Source organism: Streptomyces sp. NPDC051243, from assembly GCF_044455405.1.
Lineage (GTDB): Bacteria > Actinomycetota > Actinomycetes > Streptomycetales > Streptomycetaceae > Streptomyces.
In genome coordinates this window covers 144,656-159,654 of the sequence record NZ_JBITES010000016.1, presented here as the reverse complement: position 1 = coordinate 159,654, position 14,999 = coordinate 144,656, and the positions used below count along the sequence as shown (strand labels likewise).

Below are 14,999 nucleotides of genomic sequence, written 5' to 3'. Positions count from 1 at the left end.
CTCACCCCGCTATCCGTACGGTCGTGTTGGCGCCCCAGATCGCGAGCGACAGGAAGAAGTCGAGGACGTTGATCGCCACGATCGAGGTCCGGACCGCGCGGCCCACCGCCACGCCGACGCCCGCCGGGCCGCCGCTCGCGTAGTAGCCGTAGAAGCAGTGCACCAGGATGATCAGGACGGCGAAGACGAGCACCTTGCCGAAGGACCACAGCACGTCGACCGGTGGCAGGTACTGCTGGAAGTAGTGGTCGTAGGTGCCGGCCGACTGGCCGTAGTAGACGGTGGTGATCGTGCGGGCGGCGAGATACGACGACAGCAGGCCGATCACGTACAGCGGGATCACCGCGACGAACCCGGCGATCATCCTCGTCGTCACCAGGAACGGCAGCGAGGGCACGCCCATCACTTCCAGCGCGTCGGTCTCCTCGCTGATCCGCATCGCGCCGAGCTGGGCCGTGAAGCCGGCGCCGACGGTCGCCGAGAGCGCGAGGCCGGCCACCAGCGGGGCGATCTCCCGGGTGTTGAAGTACGCCGAGAGGAACGCCACGAAGTTGGAGGTGCCCAGCTGGTTGAGGGCCGCGTAGCCCTGGAGACCGACCTCCGTGCCGGTGAAGAAGGACAGGAAGGCGATCACACCCACCGTGCCGCCCACCACCGCGAGCGCGCCCCGGCCGAAGCTCACCTCGGCGAGCAGCCGCAGGATCTCCTTCTTGTAGCGGCGCAGGGTGCGGCCGGTCCACGCCAACGAGCGGCCGTAGAAGGAGAGTTGGACGCCGAGCTCTTCGAGTGAGCGCAAGGGGCGTTGGAGCAGTCTCATCGGCTAACCCCTCTGCGGGACGACCTGGAAGTACACCGCGGTCATCACGAAGTTCGTCACGAACAGCAACATGAAGGTGATCACCACCGACTGGTTCACCGCGTCGCCCACACCTTTCGGACCGCCCTTCGCGGTCAGTCCCTTGTACGAGGCGACGATCGCAGCGATCGCGCCGAAGACGAGTGCCTTGACCTCGGCCGCCCACAGGTCGGAGAGCTGGGCGAGGGTGGTGAAGGAGGCGAGGTAGGCGCCTGGCGTGCCGTTCTGCAGGACGACGTTGAAGAAATAGCCGCCCGCCACGCCGACCACCGACACCAGGCCGTTGAGCAGCACCGCCACCAGCATCGACGCCAGGACGCGCGGCACGACGAGGCGGTGGATGGGGTCGATGCCCAGCACCTGCATCGCGTCGATCTCGTCGCGGATCTTCCGCGCCCCGAGGTCGGCGCAGATCGCCGTGCCGCCGGCGCCCGCGATCAGCAGCGCGGTGACGATCGGCGAGGCCTCGCGCAGCACGGCCAGCACGGAGGCGGCCCCGGAGAAGGACTGGGCGCCGAGCTGCCGGGTCAGGCTGCCGATCTGCAGCGCGATGACCGCGCCGAAGGGGATGGAGACCAGGGCCGTCGGCAGGATCGTGACGCTCGCGATGAACCACGCCTGCTGGATGAACTCCCTTGCCTGGAAAGGCCGTCGGGGGATGGTCCGGAGGACGTCCAGCGCCATCGCGAACAGGCTTCCCGAGTGCCGCAGCGCTCCGATCGGTGACAGGCTCATGCGCTCGCCACCGTCGTCCGGTGCAGCGCGGCCTCGCGCCGGGCGATCGCCTCCCAGCGGGGCGGCCGTGCGATTCCTGGGCCCGGCAGCAGGCGGGGAGTCAAGGCCTGACTGCCGGGAGACTGTGTGCCCTTGCCGCCGCCGTCGTCGCCGAGCGCGGCCAGTTCCTGCTCGACCTGTGCGGCGTCCTTCTCCTCCGCCATGCCGATCGGGCCCTGCATCCGGCCGTTCAGGAACTGCCGTACCACCGGCTCATCGCTGGTCAGCAGCTCCTCGCGCGGGCCGAACATCACCAGCTCGCGGCGGAACAGCAGGCCGATGTTGTCCGGGACCTGGCGGGCGGAGGCGATGTCGTGCGTGACGATCAGGAAGGTCGCGTCGATCTGGGCGTTGAGGTCGACGATCAGCTGGTTGAGGTAGGCGACGCGGACCGGGTCCAGGCCCGAGTCGGGTTCGTCGAAGAGGATGATCTCCGGGTCGAGGACGAGGGCCCGGGCCAGTCCGGCCCGCTTGCGCATACCGCCGGAGATCTCGCCGGGCAGTTTCTCCTCGGCGCCGATCAGTCCGACCATGTCCATCTTCTCCAGCACGATGCGCCGGATCTCGCTCTCCGACTTACGGGTGTGCTCGCGCAGCGGGAAGGCGATGTTGTCGTACAGGTTCATGGAGCCGAACAGCGCCCCGTCCTGGAACAGCACGCCGAACAGCTTCCGCACCTCGTACAGGTCGTGCTCGCGGAGCTTGGTGATGTCCCGGCCCTGGATCGTGATCGAGCCCCGCTCCGGCTTCAGCAGCCCGACGAGCGTCTTGAGGAACACCGACTTGCCCGTGCCCGAGGGGCCGAGCATGACCGAGACCTCCCCGGCGGGCAGTGTCAGTGAGACGTCCTGCCAGATGACCTGGTGACCGAAGGACTTGGTCAGCCCTTCCACACAGATCTCGACACCCATCCGGTCCCGCCCTTCAGCCCATGTCCGTGGAGCAGCTCTGACATCTGCTCTACGGGGAGGGGGCGGGCGTCCGTCGCTCGGATGGCGGAATTTTTTCGAGCGCGTTTCCGGACGAGATTTCAGCGCCGATTTACGGCTGTATGTCCGGAGTTCAGGAGTTACCGCAGTGGGTCGCGTTTACGGCAGTGGGGTCGCCGTCGGCACGGGGAGCGAGGGGGACGGTACGGCGGTGGGGGCGTCCGGGACCGACGGGAGTGCCGTGTCCGTCGGAAGGGGGGAGGGGGTGACCGGCAGGTCCGGGACCTCGGGCAGTTCCGGCACCTGCGGGACCTCCGGCACCTCCGGCGCGGACAGCGTCGGCAGCGGGGACACCGATACCTCCGGGACCGGCGGCAGGGACGGCACGGACAGCGGCAGGAACGATTCCCCGGACGGTGATCCGGTCGCGCTCCGCTCGGCCGCCGTGGCCGTGGGCCGGTTCCCCCCGGCAGTACGGCCGTCGTCGTCGCCGTCCCGCCGCAGCGCCTCCGCGTCCGGCGAGGCGACGACGGGCTGAGGAGCCGTACCGCCTCCGCCGTCACCGCCGTCGACGGCGTACGGCAGCACGAACCCGGCCACGGCCAAGGTCGCCGCCGTCGACGCCACCAGCACGGCCGGGGTCTTGCCGGCCGGCCTCGGCCGCCCCCAGCCGATGAGGAACAGCGCGAACCCGAGCGTGGCCGCCAGCGACTGCCGCAGCGTCCGCCGGGCCCGGGCCAGCAGCGACTCGACGGTCCGGTAGCTGAGGCCCATCCGGACGGCGACCTGCCCGACGTCGAGGTCCTCCGACTTCAGCCGCAGTGCCTCGGCCTGCCGCGCGGGCAGCTCACCGCTGCGCACCGCCAGCCACTTCGCCTCGGCCCGGTCGCACACGGCCTCCTCGACGGGGACGGGACCGGGGGTGATGAGGGTCGGGCTGGTGTGCACCTGGGCCTCACGGTTCACCTGCCGGTAGCGGTCGACGCACAGCCGCATGGTGACCGTCGTCAGCCAGGCCGCGAGCCGCTCGTCGTCCAGGTCGGGGCGCTCGGCGGCGCGCAGCATCGCCTCGTGCACCGCGTCCTCGGCGTCCTCCGCACTCATCGACCTGCGCCGGGCCACCTTGAGCAGCTGCTCACGGTGGCTCCACATGCGCTCCCAACGCTCGTCGACGGCGTCCATCTCCGCAGCTGACTCTGCGGGCATGTCCGCAGGCAGGTCCGCAGGCATGTCCGCGGGCATGTCCGTCGCCATGAGGGCCCCTTCGCGCTCACCCACCGGTCTGGTGCTGTCCGGCGGGTGGCGACATTACCGCCCAGTATCGGCGGTTGTGGAGGGGGAAGCGGTCATCGAGTCCGCCCTGTTACTGGTGACGAGTCCGCCCTGTTACTGGTGAGTGGGGCGCCGCTGGGCAGCAGGTCATCGGCCGGGAGGTCGATGTCGGAGGAGGGGAGGGGGAGTTGCGGATTCTCGGTCTCCTCGGGGTCGGTGGCCGGACGCGACGGGGCGGTGGGGGTCGGCGAGGCGGGGGTCGACGGCGGGCGGGACGGGGTGGCGCCCGGAGGGGTGGAGGGGGGCGTCGGTGAGACCTCCTTCGGCTTCGAGGAGGACCGCGACGGCTCGGGGCGGTCGGCGGAACCGGCGGAGGCGTCCGGGACCACCCGGTGGCCGTCCAGGAAGTACGCGTACCAGGCCCGGACCGTGCGCAGGTAGGCCGCCGAGTGGTTGTAGCCGAGGATCGCCCGGTCCAGCTCGGCCGGGACGGACAGATCCCGCCCGCCCGCGCAGAGGTAGCGCCCGGCGGCGAGCGCCGCGTCGAAGACGTTGTTCGGATCCCGGCGCCCGTCGCCGTTGCCGTCCGCGCCCCAGTGGGCCCAGGTCGACGGGATGAACTGCATCGGACCGACCGCGCGGTCGTACGCCGTGTCCCCGTCGTGGGCGCCGCCGTCCGTGTCCCGGATCAGCGCGAACGCCACGCCGTCCAGCCGTGGGCCGAGGATCGGCGTCACCGTCGTACCGTCCGACGTCACCCGGCCGCCGCGCGCCTGCCCGGACTCCACCTGCCCGATCGCCGCCAGCAGCTGCCACCGCAGGCGACAGCCGGGCGCCTCCCGCGAGAGCCGCTCCTCCGCTCGCCGGTACGCGGCGAACACACTCGCCGGCAGCGCGCCGCCCACCTCCGCCGGCGCCTTGTCGCCGCCCGGCTCTCCGGTCCGCAGCGGCGGCAGCTCGGTGCGGTACGGGGTGTCGCCGGAGACGCTCGGCCCCTGCTCGGCGGGTGCCTGCGTCGGTGTCGGCGCCGACGCCCGTGCCGGGACCGCGCCCGGTGCCTGTGAGGCGGTGAGCGCCACCATCGCCGCCAGCGCGGCCGCCGTACCCTTGCCGGCTCTGACTCCGTGCCCTGCCACGTTCTGTTCCCCTCCCCGCAGACATCCGTCTGTCGTCTGCTCTACGGGGCGGGGCGGGGCATCCGTCGCACGATTTCCGGATGTGCCGGAACGACGGATTCCGTCACATCACCGCTCCGGCCCCCTCCCGGAGGCAAGATCTGGGCTTCCTCTAGTCAGGAAGCGAGGACCCCGGCACCCGGAGGCACGGCGTGGACGACAACCGCAGACTCCCCCTCGTCTACGTGCGCGGCTTCGGCGGCGGAACCCGGGGCATCGACAAGACCGTGGACGACCCCTTCTACGGGTTCAATGAGGGCTCCACCCACGTCCGCGTCGGCGCGCACAACCAGCCGCTCTTCCACCAGTTCGAGAGCCCGCTGCTGCGCCTGCTGCGGGAGGAGGGCTACGAGCTGCTGGTGAAGGGGAACCAGGCGGCCTATCTCGCCGAGCACGCGGAGATTCCCGCCAACACCGTCTGGATCCACCGCTTCTACGACCGCTCGGCGACCACCTGGGGCGGCAGTCCTCAGGAGTACCGGCTGGAGAACGCCGCCGCCGACCTGCTCGATCTCATCGACCGGCTGCGCGAGAAGACCGGCGCGCCCGCCGTGCACCTCGTCGCCCACTCGATGGGCGGCCTGATCTGCCGCTGCCTGCTGCAGAAGGTGCTGCCCGACCGGGGGCGTGACGCCGGATGCGTCGCGAAGCTCTTCACCTACGGCACCCCGCACGGCGGCATCACGTTCGACATCGGGGGCGGGCTGCTGGAGAAGGTGCGGGACGCCTTCGGCATCCAGGGCGCCGACATCTTCGGGCCCCGGCGGATGTACGAGTACCTCACCCCGCAGGCCGAGCTGGACCCCGACGGCCCGCCCCGGGGGTGGGACGCCCGCGAGATGCCCCAGGGGCCGGGGGCGCTGCCCCTGGAGCGGGTGTTCTGTCTCGTGGGGACCGACCCGGCCGACTACGACGTCGCCTTCGGGCTGTCCTCGGCCGCCGTCGGGCCGCGCAGCGACGGGCTGGTGCAGATCGAGCGGGCGTCCGTGAAGGGAGCGCAGCGCGCCTTCGTGCACCGCAGTCACAGCGGGCGCTACGGGATGGTCAACTCCGAGGAGGGCTACCAGAACCTGCGGCGGTTCCTGTTCGGGGACACCCGGATCGAGGCGTCGCTGGTCGGCCACCGGCTGCCCGATGACGACGACCTCGTGTGGCAGGCCGAGGCCCGGCTGTCGGTGCGCGGGCTGCCCGTGGTGATGCACCAGCGGCTCGCGACCCACTGGTGTCCCATCCAGCTCGACGGGCACCGGGACGGGCAGGAGGCCTCGGTGTCGCTGGCGACCACCTTCCTCAACAGCGGACTGCGGACCACGACGGACGAGCCCATGCGGTTCATTCTCGACCTGCGGCTCATCTCCCTGCGCGAGCGGGGCGGCATCCTCGGTCTCGGCGACCACCTGGAGCAGACCGCCGACTTCTCCGACACCCTCGTCATCGACGTCGGCACACCGCAGGCCGGCCCCGGCATCTGGGCCGCCTGGAACTCGGAGATCGAGGGCGCCATCCGCGACCACCGCGTCGCCGGCACACCCCGCGCCGACGAGGACCCGGCCCCCGGCCGCTGGATCGCCCACATCCCGCTGCCCACCACCACCGCACGCCTCGTCGGCGACGACGCACGGATCCGCCTCGTCGCCACACCCTGGAGGTGAGGGCCCCGACTTGGCCGGACCGGTGCTCACCTGCCTCCGACAGCCCGCCGGCAAAGCGGCCGTATGCCGAAACCGTCGTCGACGGACGCGGTACCGGACGTCCTGCTCGTCCTCGGCGATCCCCGCAGCTGCGAGCCGCTCTCCGCGCTGCTGGAGCTCGCCGGTTGCCGGACCGTCGCGGTGGACCGCGGCACCGAGGCCACGGCCCTGCTCACCGAACGCCGCTTCGATCTGGTCATCCTCGACGTGACCCTGCCGGACACCGAGGCGCTCAGGCACAGCCGCCGTCTCTCGCCCCGACCGCCCGGCCGTCCTGCTGCCGACCGGGACCGGCGAGTTCCTGGGCACCCTCCCCGGGGCCAGTCCCGGCGCGGACCGGCAGCCGGACGTGGCTTGCGGGAGGGTGGCCGAAGTCCTCGCTCGCGCACGCCGGTTGGTGCGCGCACCTCGCGGTGACGGGCAGCCCGCGGGCTGGGACGGCTCGCCGCGCTACGGCGACCTCGTCCTGGACGACGCCACCCGCCGGGCCCGCCGCGGCGAGCGCACCATCGAGCTCACGCCCGCCGCGGCGAGCGCACCATCGAGCTCATGCCCGCCGAGTACCGGCTGCTGCGCTGCCTCGGCGAACGGCGAGGGAACGGTGTTGCGGTTGACACCTGGGTGAGGGGCGCGCTTTGCCGTCGGTCGTCCACCGCGCCGTCGTGGCTTGTCGCGCCCACGCGGCGGAGCCGCCAATTGATGCAGCCCCGCGCCCCTGAGGCGTAGTCCGACCGCATGCTCGAACGGACCCGCTTACTCCCCGAACAGCGACTCCTGGCCCTCGAACCCGCCCGCCCCCTCCTCCTTCTCCGGCTTGTCCAGCCGCCGGTTCCGGGCCCCCACCACCAGCGCCGTCACCGCGGCCGTCGCCGCCAGTGCCGTGGGGACCATCCAGCCGCGGTCCAGGACGTGGCGCAGGGCGTGGTCCAGGGAGAGGCGGCCGGGGCCCGCGATCGCGAGGCCGGTCGCGGCCAGGCCGAGGGTGGCCGCGTACTCGTAGCCGCCGCCCTGGTTGAAGAAGCCGTTCGGGGCGTGCACCGCGGACGCCCCCGCCATCGCCCCGGCCGCCGCCGCACCCGCCGCGGGCGTCGCCAGCCCCAGCGCCAGCAGCGTGCCGCCACCGGTCTCCGCGAGGCCCGCCGCGGTCGCGCTCGCCTTGCCCGGCCGGTAGCCGACCGACTCCATGAACTGGCCGGTCCCCTGGATGCCGTGCCCGCCGAACCAGCCGAACAGCTTCTGCGAGCCGTGCGCGGCAAGCACCCCGCCGGCACCCAGTCGGAGCAACAGCAGACCAAGGTCACGTCGGTCGAAAGCACTCACAGCACTCACAGCACTCACAGCGACTCCCGGAACAGTCAGCAGGAACAGTCGGCTCGAACAGATCCCCTCCCGCGTATCCACCGTCGCACCGAAAACACCCACCCGGCCCGCCGTCGCCGCCGTTCGGGTGGCGGGTCGGCGGGGGCGATGTGAGTCTGACCGGTATGACGATTCAGACGTCCAAACTCAGCGACCCCGCCGTCCGCGCCTTCGTCACCGCAGTCAACGCCCACGACCGCGAGGGCTTCCTGAGCATCCTCGCGCCCGGCGCGACCATGGCGGACGACGGCACCGACCGCGACCTCGCCGACTGGATCGAGGACGAGATCTTCTCCTCCAACGGCCACATGGAGGTCGACAACGAGTCGAACCACGGCCGCGACATCCTCGCCGGCTTCCGCAACGACACCTGGGGCGAGATGCGCACCCGCTGGCACTTCGAGGTGGAGGAGGACGGCAGGATCTCCCGCTTCGAGACCGGTCAGGCGTGAGTGCACACGCCCTGCCGGACTCCGTGACGTCTGTGAGAACTCCGGGCCGTTGAGCATCGTCGTACGGCCTGTGCGGCAGCCGTTCCACGCACCGGTGCGTACCTCGCGGTCCCGCGCGAGGTCCACCCCCACCCGGTGATCGTGGAACGGCTGCCGCCTCCCCCCTCGGTATGGCTTGCGGAAGCCGTCTGCTTCATATGTGAAGCTCTGGTGTAGATGAAGTTGAGCATATGCCGCCCACCGGCCGCGACGCAGTGGAACTTCGTATTCCGCTTGTGCAAGTTGTGGAGGTGACGAGGGGCGTCGGGGCTTTTCAGCCACGCCCCACATAGGGCATCGCCGTCGCCAGCACCGTCGCGAACTGCACGTTCGCCTCCAGCGGCAGCTCGGCCATGTGCCGCACGGTCCGCGCCACATCGGCCACGTCCATCACCGGCTCGGGCACCACCGACCCGTTGGCCTGCAGGGCGCCCGTCTCCATGCGCGCGGTCATGTCGGTCGCCGCGTTGCCGATGTCGATCTGCCCGACGGCGATGCGGTACGGCCGCCCGTCCAGCGACAGTGACTTGGTCAGACCGGTCAGCGCGTGCTTGGTCGCCGTGTAGGCCACCGAGTGCGGCCGTGGGGTGTGCGCCGAGATCGAGCCGTTGTTGATGATCCGGCCGCCCTGCGGGTCCTGCTCCTTCATCTGCCGGTACGCCGCCTGCGCGCACAGGAACGCCCCGTTGAGGTTGGTGTCCACGACGTGCCGCCAGGCGTCGTAGGACAGATCCTCGACCGGCACCCCGCCCGGCCCGAACGTCCCCGCGTTGTTGAACAGCAGGTCCACCCGCCCGAACCGCTCCGCGGTGGCGGCGAACAACGCGGCCACGTCCTCCTCGCGTGACACGTCCGTGCGTACGGCGAGAGCGGCCCCGTCGGGCACCAGCCCCGCCGTCTCCTCCAGCGTCTCGACGCGCCGCCCGGCCAGCGCCACCGACCAGCCCGCGCGCAGCAGTTCCACCGCGACCGCGCGGCCGATACCGGAGCCGGCGCCGGTCACCACGGCGATCCTTGTGTCCGTTTCCCTCTCGCTCATGGGCCCGCAGCGTACGTGAGGGTCCGCCATTCGGAACTCATCTGTCTGCCATCCGGGTGTTATGTACGCGCCAAGCGAGTGTCGTCCCCGGCCACTCCAATGCGTCATGCATCCATCAGTCAGGGGAGGACCGGATGACCATCGCTTCAGACCCGCCCCAGCACGCCCTCGAACTGCGCGCAGCCGCCCGGCACATCGGCCGGCGTCGCTTCCTGACCCTCACCGGCGCGGCCGCCGCGCTCGCCTTCGCCGTCAACCTGCCGGCCGCGGGCGCCGCGAGTGCCGCGCGGCTCGACCCCCGCCAGATCACCGCCGACCCCTTCACCCTCGGCGTCGCCTCCGGCGACCCGCAGCCCGGCTCCGTCGTCCTGTGGACCCGCCTCGCCCCCGCGCCGTACCAGCCGGACGGCGGACTGCCCGCCGAACGCGTCACCGTCCAGTGGGAACTGGCGCACGACGAGGGGTTCAGCCGTATCGCCAGACGCGGCACGGCCACCGCGCACCCCGAGTTCCACCACACGGTCCACGTCGAGGTCGACAGCCTGGACGCGGACCGTGCCTTCTACTACCGCTTCCGCACCGGCACCTGGATCAGCGAGACGGGCCGCACCCGCACCGCGCCGCTCGCCACCAGCCAGGTGGGCTCCCTCACCCTGGCCGCCGTCTCCTGCCAGGCCTACACCGACGGCTACTTCACGCCGTACCGCCATCTCGCGCAGGACGACGTGGACGTCGTCTTCCACCTCGGCGACTACCTGTACGAGTACGCGGTCAACTCCGTCGGCGGCTACCGCAACTACACCGACCGCACGCTCCCGGCGCTCTTCAACCGGGAGACGGTCACCCTGGAGGACTACCGCCTGCGCTACGCCCTCTACAAGACCGACCCCGACCTCAGGGCCGCGCACGCCGCGCACCCCTTCGTCGTCACCTGGGACGACCACGAGACCGAGAACAACTACGCCGGCGACACCCCGGAGAACAGCGTCCCGCCGGAGGAGTTCCTGCTGCGCCGCGCCTCCGCCTACCGCGCCTACTGGGAGAACCAGCCCCTGCGCACTCCGCAGCAGCCCACGGGCCCGGACATGCGGCTCTACCGCCGCCTGCACTGGGGCCGGCTCGCCCAGTTCGACGTGCTGGACACCCGGCAGTACCGCTCCAACCAGGCCTACGGCGACGGCGCCCAGATCCCCGGCCCGGACGTCGACGACCCGGCGCGCACGATGACCGGCGCGACGCAGGAACGCTGGCTGCTCGACGGGTGGCGCGAGTCGACGGCGCTGTGGAACGTCGTACCGCAGCAGGTCACCTTCTCCCAGCGGAAGTTCGACCTCACCGCGCCCTCCCGGGTCTCCATGGACGCCTGGGACGGCTACCGCGCCTCCCGCCGCCGCGTCCTGGACGGTGCCAGGGCCGCCGGGATCGAGAACCTGATGGTGCTCACCGGTGACGTCCACGTCGGCTACGGCTTCGACATCAAGGACGACTTCGACGACCCCGACTCGGACACGCTCGGCACGGAGATCGTGGCCACGTCGATCGCCAGCGGCCGCGACGGCGCCGACCGGCCCGCCAACTGGGACACGTACATGCAGGCCAACCCGCACATGCGGTTCTACAACGGGCGGCGCGGCTATGTGACCGTCGCGCTGGGCCAGGAGCAGGCGCGGGCCGACTACAAGACCGTGCCGTACGTGACCACGCCCGGGGCGCCGGTCACGACGGCCGCGTCCTTCGTCACCCGGGCCGGGGAGCCGGGGCTCACGCCGGTGTGAGCGCGGCCACTTCGCCGGTGACGTCCCCGTCGGGGGTCTCGCCCGGGTAGCGGACGCCGACGCGGTCCCGGATCGCGTCGAGCGTCCGCATCACGGCCAGCGTGCCGTCCAGCGGCACCAGCGGCGACTCGGTCTCCCCGGCGCGCAGGGCACGCATCACCTCGGCGGCCTCGTGCCGCAGGGTGTTGCGGGGCCCGTCCGCCGGGTCGGCCGTGAACTCCTCGGGGTCCCGGCCGTCACGGTGCAGGACGAACCGGTCCGGGAAGAAGAAGCCGTGCGGCACGTCGATACGGCCGCCCGAGCCGGTGACCGACGCGGAGGTCGCCGTACCGCCGACGATGGAGCAGTGCACCGAGGCGAGCGCTCCGCCGTCCCAGGAGAGCAGTGCTCCGGTCTGCAGGTCGACGCCCTCGGCGGACAGCGTCGCGCGTGCCGTGACGTCCGACGGCTCGCCGAGCAGCAACTGGGCGAAGGAGACCGGGTACACGCCGAGGTCCAGCAGCGCGCCGCCGCCCTGTGCCGGGTCGCGCAGCCGGTGCGAGGGCGGGAAGGGGCCGGCCAGCCCGAAGTCGGCCTGCACATGGCGCACTTCGCCGATCGCGCCGTCGTCCACCAGCGCCTTGAGCCGCCGGACCAGTGGATTGCAGTACATCCACATGGCTTCCATCAGGAAGCTCCCGCGTGCCCGGGCCAGCGCGACGAGCTCCTCGGCCTCCCGCGCGTTCAGCGTGAACGCCTTCTCGCACAGCACGCTGCGCCCGGCCTCAAGACAGAGCCCGGCGGCCACGCGGTGTGCCGAGTGCGGGGTCGCGACGTACACGACATCGATGTCGCCGTCCTCGGCGAGCGCGGTCCAGTCGCCGTACGCCCGCGGGATACCGAACCGTTCGGCGAACGCGTCGGCCGAGGACTGCGTCCGCGAGGCCACCGCCACCACCTCGGCGTCGGGCAGATCGACGAGATCGGCCGTGAACGCGGCCGCGATCCCCCCGGTCGCCAGGATCCCCCACCGCACGCTCTGCTCGGCCATCGCGGCCCCGCCCCTCGCTCATGTGACCCTAGGCCGTGTCCGCAAAGTCCCGCCTGGGCCCGCCCTCCGGGCGGACGACGGGACTTCGCGGACACGACCTAGGCACTCTGTACGAGCTGAGAGCATAGAGGGCGGATCACTCGGAGAGGGAGGGGCGCATGGGCGACCGTGGGGGGCCGGCACAGGACGTGCCGCAGACAGCGACACCGACGACCACGCAACCGCCCACCCGCTCCCTGCGCCGCACCGGCCTCCTCGTCACCCTCGTCCTCGGCGGCCTGACCGCCACGCCCCCGCTGGCGATGGACATGTACCTCCCCGCGCTCCCGGAGGTCACCCGCTCCCTGCACGCCCCCGCCGCGACCGTCCAGCTCACGCTCACCGCCTGCCTGGCCGGCATGGCGCTCGGGCAGTTGGTCGTCGGCCCGATGAGCGACCGATGGGGACGCAGGCGCCCGCTGCTCGCGGGTCTCGCGGTGTACGTCGTCGCCACGGCGCTCTGCGCGCTCGCGCCCACCGTCGGACTCCTTGTCGCCTTCCGGCTGGCGCAGGGACTCGCGGGCGCGGCGGCGATAGTGATCGCGCGGGCTGTCGTACGCGATCTGTTCGACGGCCTGGCGATGGCCCGCTTCTTCTCCACCCTCATGCTGATCTCCGGCGTCGCCCCGATCATCGCGCCGCTCATCGGCGGGCAGGTGCTGCGGGTGACGGACTGGCGGGGCGTGTTCGTCGTGCTGACGGTGGTCGGGGTGCTGCTGGCGGGCCTCGTCTGGTGGAAGCTCCCCGAGACCCTCCCGCCGGCCGACCGGCACCCCGGCGGGGTCGGCGCGGCCCTGCGCGCCATGCGCGGACTGCTCGCCGACGGTGCCTTCGCCGGGTACATGCTGGCGGGAGGGTTCGCCTTCGCCGCCCTCTTCGCCTACATATCGGCGTCGCCGTTCGTGATCCAGGAGATCTACGGGGCCTCACCGCAGACCTTCAGCCTGCTGTTCGGGCTGAACTCGGTCGGGCTGGTGGTCGTCGGCCAGATCAACGGCAAGGTGCTGGTGGGCCGGGTCAGCCTGGACCGGGTGCTGGGGGCGGGCCTGGCGGTGGTGATCCTGGCGGCGACGGCGCTGCTGCTGATGTCCCTGGGCGTGTTCGGCGAGGCCGGACTGGTGCCGGTGGCCGCGGCCCTCTTCGTCCTGATGTCCGCGATGGGCGTGACCTTGCCCAACACCCAGGCGCTGGCCCTGCTGCGCACCAAGAACGCCGCCGGCTCCGCGTCCGCGCTCCTCGGCACGTCCTCCTTCCTCATCGGCGCGATCGCCTCACCCCTCGTGGGCGTCGCCGGGGAGGACACCGCCGTCCCGATGGCCGTCGTCCAACTGGCCGCAGCACTGGTGGCGCTGGCCTGCTTCATGGGAATGTGCCGTCCTTGGAACAGACGTGCGGACAGCAGTGCGGGTGCGGAGGGAGCAGAGAGCTGAGCGCGCCGAGACTGCGCGAGGACACGCCGGAGAGGGCAGGACTCGACCCCGAGGAGATCCGTCATCTCGTCCGCGAGGTCCACGACCTCACCACCGGCCCTCGCCCCTGGGCGGCCGGCGCGGTGCTGGCCGTCGGGCGGGGGCCGTACCTCGCGGTGGAGGAGGCGGCCGGCTGGGCGGTGCGGTACGCCTCCTACGACGAGGACAAGGACGCCGGGGTGGAACTGCCGCCCGGCTCCCGCGTCCCGATGACCACGGACACGCCCTTCGACCTGGCCTCCCTCACCAAGCTCTTCACCTCGGTCGCCGCGGTGCAGCAGATCGAGCGGGGCACGCTCGGCATCGACGCGCGGGTCGGGGCGTACCTGCCGGACTTCCGCGCGGCGGCCCGGTACGGCATCACGGTGCGCCAACTGCTCACGCACACCTCGGGACTGCGGCCCGAACTGCCCCTGTACGCCTGCGCGGACGACGCGGAGCGGCTGGAGATGCTACGCGCGGAGCCACCGATCGGCGTGCCCGGCACCTACTGCTACTCCGACCTGAACCTGCTCCTGCTCCAGCACGTACTGGAACGCCTCACCAGCCGCACCCTCGACGTCCTCGTCCACGACGGCATCACCCGCCCCCTCGGCATGACCGCCACCCACTTCGGGCCGTGCCCCGGCGCGGCGGCCACCGAGGACCAACGGCGGCCGTGGGCCAAGGCGGACCGGGGGATGCTGCGGGGTGTCGTCCATGACGAGAACGCGTGGGCGCTGGGCGGGGTGGCGGGCCACGCGGGCCTGTTCTCGACGGCCCGGGACCTGGCGATCTTCTGCCGCGCACTGCTGTCGGGCGGCGCGTACGGCCCCGCCCGCATCCTCGGCCCCGACTTCGTGGAGCTGCTGCTGACCCCGCCCGGGCTGGGGTTCGCGGTCGACCAGCCGTGGTTCATGGGGGAGCTGGCGGGGCGGGGAGCGGCGGGGCACACCGGGTTCACGGGGACGTCGCTGGTGCTGGATCCGGCGACGGACACTTTCGTCGTGCTGCTGGCGAACGCGGTGCATCCGCGCAGGCGGGGGCCGGACAGCCGGCCACGGGCGGCGGTGGGCACGAGGGTGGCGCGGGCGGTGCGGGAGCTGTAGCGGTGCCGGCGA

14 protein-coding genes are annotated in these 14,999 nt (G+C 72.0%); 6 read left to right on the top strand and 8 right to left on the bottom strand.

Going from position 1 to position 14,999, the window contains the following annotated elements:
* Position 1: 1 nt before the first annotated feature.
* The 5 genes from ACIBAG_RS34960 to ACIBAG_RS34940 all read right to left on the bottom strand — a co-directional run bounded on the left by ACIBAG_RS34960 (position 2) and on the right by ACIBAG_RS34940 (position 4,967).
* Positions 2-817, bottom strand: a complete 816-nt coding sequence (locus ACIBAG_RS34960; protein WP_399110806.1) for an MlaE family ABC transporter permease — start codon at positions 815-817, stop codon at positions 2-4.
* Positions 818-820: 3 nt separating this feature from the next.
* Positions 821-1,591 carry an MlaE family ABC transporter permease gene (locus tag ACIBAG_RS34955; RefSeq protein WP_399110804.1) on the bottom strand — a complete coding sequence of 257 codons (771 nt, stop codon included), beginning with the start codon at positions 1,589-1,591 and terminating at the stop codon, positions 821-823.
* Entirely contained in the window at positions 1,588-2,541 is a 954-nt protein-coding gene (locus tag ACIBAG_RS34950; RefSeq protein ID WP_399110802.1) for an ABC transporter ATP-binding protein, read from the bottom strand. Before ACIBAG_RS34950 ends, ACIBAG_RS34955 begins: the two co-directional genes overlap by 4 nt.
* A 177-nt stretch (positions 2,542-2,718) precedes the next feature.
* Positions 2,719-3,765 carry a sigma-70 family RNA polymerase sigma factor gene (locus tag ACIBAG_RS34945; protein ID WP_399110800.1) on the bottom strand — a complete coding sequence of 349 codons (1,047 nt, stop codon included), beginning with the start codon at positions 3,763-3,765 and terminating at the stop codon, positions 2,719-2,721.
* 140 nt (positions 3,766-3,905) lie between these two features.
* Positions 3,906-4,967, bottom strand: a complete 1,062-nt coding sequence (locus tag ACIBAG_RS34940) for a lytic transglycosylase domain-containing protein (RefSeq protein ID WP_399110798.1) — start codon at positions 4,965-4,967, stop codon at positions 3,906-3,908.
* Between the two features lie 191 nt (positions 4,968-5,158).
* Here ACIBAG_RS34940 and ACIBAG_RS34935 point away from each other — a divergent pair, with 191 nt between their 5' ends.
* Together ACIBAG_RS34935 and ACIBAG_RS34930 are read left to right on the top strand one after the other, a co-directional pair.
* The gene (locus ACIBAG_RS34935; RefSeq protein WP_399110797.1) at positions 5,159-6,658 is read left to right on the top strand and encodes an esterase/lipase family protein; all 1,500 of its coding nucleotides are present in this window, start codon (positions 5,159-5,161) and stop codon (positions 6,656-6,658) included.
* 63 nt (positions 6,659-6,721) lie between these two features.
* On the top strand, positions 6,722-7,114 hold the full coding sequence (locus ACIBAG_RS34930) for a response regulator (protein ID WP_399110796.1): 393 nt from the start codon (positions 6,722-6,724) through the stop codon (positions 7,112-7,114).
* Positions 7,115-7,450: 336 nt separating this feature from the next.
* Here the strand turns inward: ACIBAG_RS34930 and ACIBAG_RS34925 are convergent, their stop codons facing one another.
* Positions 7,451-8,017, bottom strand: coding sequence for a DoxX family protein (locus ACIBAG_RS34925; protein WP_399110794.1), 567 nt, complete (start codon positions 8,015-8,017; stop codon positions 7,451-7,453).
* 164 nt (positions 8,018-8,181) lie between these two features.
* Here ACIBAG_RS34925 and ACIBAG_RS34920 point away from each other — a divergent pair, with 164 nt between their 5' ends.
* Positions 8,182-8,508: a nuclear transport factor 2 family protein gene (locus ACIBAG_RS34920; protein ID WP_399110793.1), complete on the top strand. Its 327-nt coding sequence runs from the start codon at positions 8,182-8,184 to the stop codon at positions 8,506-8,508.
* A 313-nt stretch (positions 8,509-8,821) separates the two neighbouring features.
* Here the strand turns inward: ACIBAG_RS34920 and ACIBAG_RS34915 are convergent, their stop codons facing one another.
* The gene (locus tag ACIBAG_RS34915; RefSeq protein WP_399110791.1) at positions 8,822-9,586 is read right to left on the bottom strand and encodes an SDR family oxidoreductase; all 765 of its coding nucleotides are present in this window, start codon (positions 9,584-9,586) and stop codon (positions 8,822-8,824) included.
* Positions 9,587-9,720: 134 nt separating this feature from the next.
* Here ACIBAG_RS34915 and ACIBAG_RS34910 point away from each other — a divergent pair, with 134 nt between their 5' ends.
* Complete coding sequence (locus tag ACIBAG_RS34910) at positions 9,721-11,361, top strand: alkaline phosphatase D family protein (RefSeq protein ID WP_399110790.1); 1,641 nt, start codon at positions 9,721-9,723, stop codon at positions 11,359-11,361.
* Here ACIBAG_RS34910 and ACIBAG_RS34905 read toward each other — a convergent pair.
* Entirely contained in the window at positions 11,348-12,391 is a 1,044-nt protein-coding gene (locus ACIBAG_RS34905; protein WP_399110789.1) for a Gfo/Idh/MocA family protein, read from the bottom strand. The two genes, ACIBAG_RS34910 and ACIBAG_RS34905, sit on opposite strands and share 14 nt — an antisense overlap.
* Before the next feature lie 158 nt (positions 12,392-12,549).
* Here ACIBAG_RS34905 and ACIBAG_RS34900 point away from each other — a divergent pair, with 158 nt between their 5' ends.
* On the top strand, positions 12,550-13,860 hold the full coding sequence (locus ACIBAG_RS34900) for a multidrug effflux MFS transporter (RefSeq protein ID WP_399110787.1): 1,311 nt from the start codon (positions 12,550-12,552) through the stop codon (positions 13,858-13,860).
* Complete coding sequence (locus ACIBAG_RS34895; RefSeq protein WP_399110786.1) at positions 13,800-14,987, top strand: serine hydrolase domain-containing protein; 1,188 nt, start codon at positions 13,800-13,802, stop codon at positions 14,985-14,987. Before ACIBAG_RS34900 ends, ACIBAG_RS34895 begins: the two co-directional genes overlap by 61 nt.
* Positions 14,988-14,999: the final 12 nt, after the last annotated feature.

Coding starts and splice junctions, on each gene's coding strand:
- ACIBAG_RS34930 (WP_399110796.1), top strand. CDS start 6,722: ATGCCGAAACCGTCGTCGACGGACGCGGTACCGGACGTCCTGCTCGTC.
- ACIBAG_RS34905 (WP_399110789.1), bottom strand. CDS start 12,391: ATGGCCGAGCAGAGCGTGCGGTGGGGGATCCTGGCGACCGGGGGGATC.
- ACIBAG_RS34920 (WP_399110793.1), top strand. CDS start 8,182: ATGACGATTCAGACGTCCAAACTCAGCGACCCCGCCGTCCGCGCCTTC.
- ACIBAG_RS34960 (WP_399110806.1), bottom strand. CDS start 817: ATGAGACTGCTCCAACGCCCCTTGCGCTCACTCGAAGAGCTCGGCGTC.
- ACIBAG_RS34945 (WP_399110800.1), bottom strand. CDS start 3,765: ATGCCCGCAGAGTCAGCTGCGGAGATGGACGCCGTCGACGAGCGTTGG.
- ACIBAG_RS34910 (WP_399110790.1), top strand. CDS start 9,721: ATGACCATCGCTTCAGACCCGCCCCAGCACGCCCTCGAACTGCGCGCA.
- ACIBAG_RS34950 (WP_399110802.1), bottom strand. CDS start 2,541: ATGGGTGTCGAGATCTGTGTGGAAGGGCTGACCAAGTCCTTCGGTCAC.
- ACIBAG_RS34955 (WP_399110804.1), bottom strand. CDS start 1,591: ATGAGCCTGTCACCGATCGGAGCGCTGCGGCACTCGGGAAGCCTGTTC.
- ACIBAG_RS34915 (WP_399110791.1), bottom strand. CDS start 9,586: ATGAGCGAGAGGGAAACGGACACAAGGATCGCCGTGGTGACCGGCGCC.
- ACIBAG_RS34900 (WP_399110787.1), top strand. CDS start 12,550: ATGGGCGACCGTGGGGGGCCGGCACAGGACGTGCCGCAGACAGCGACA.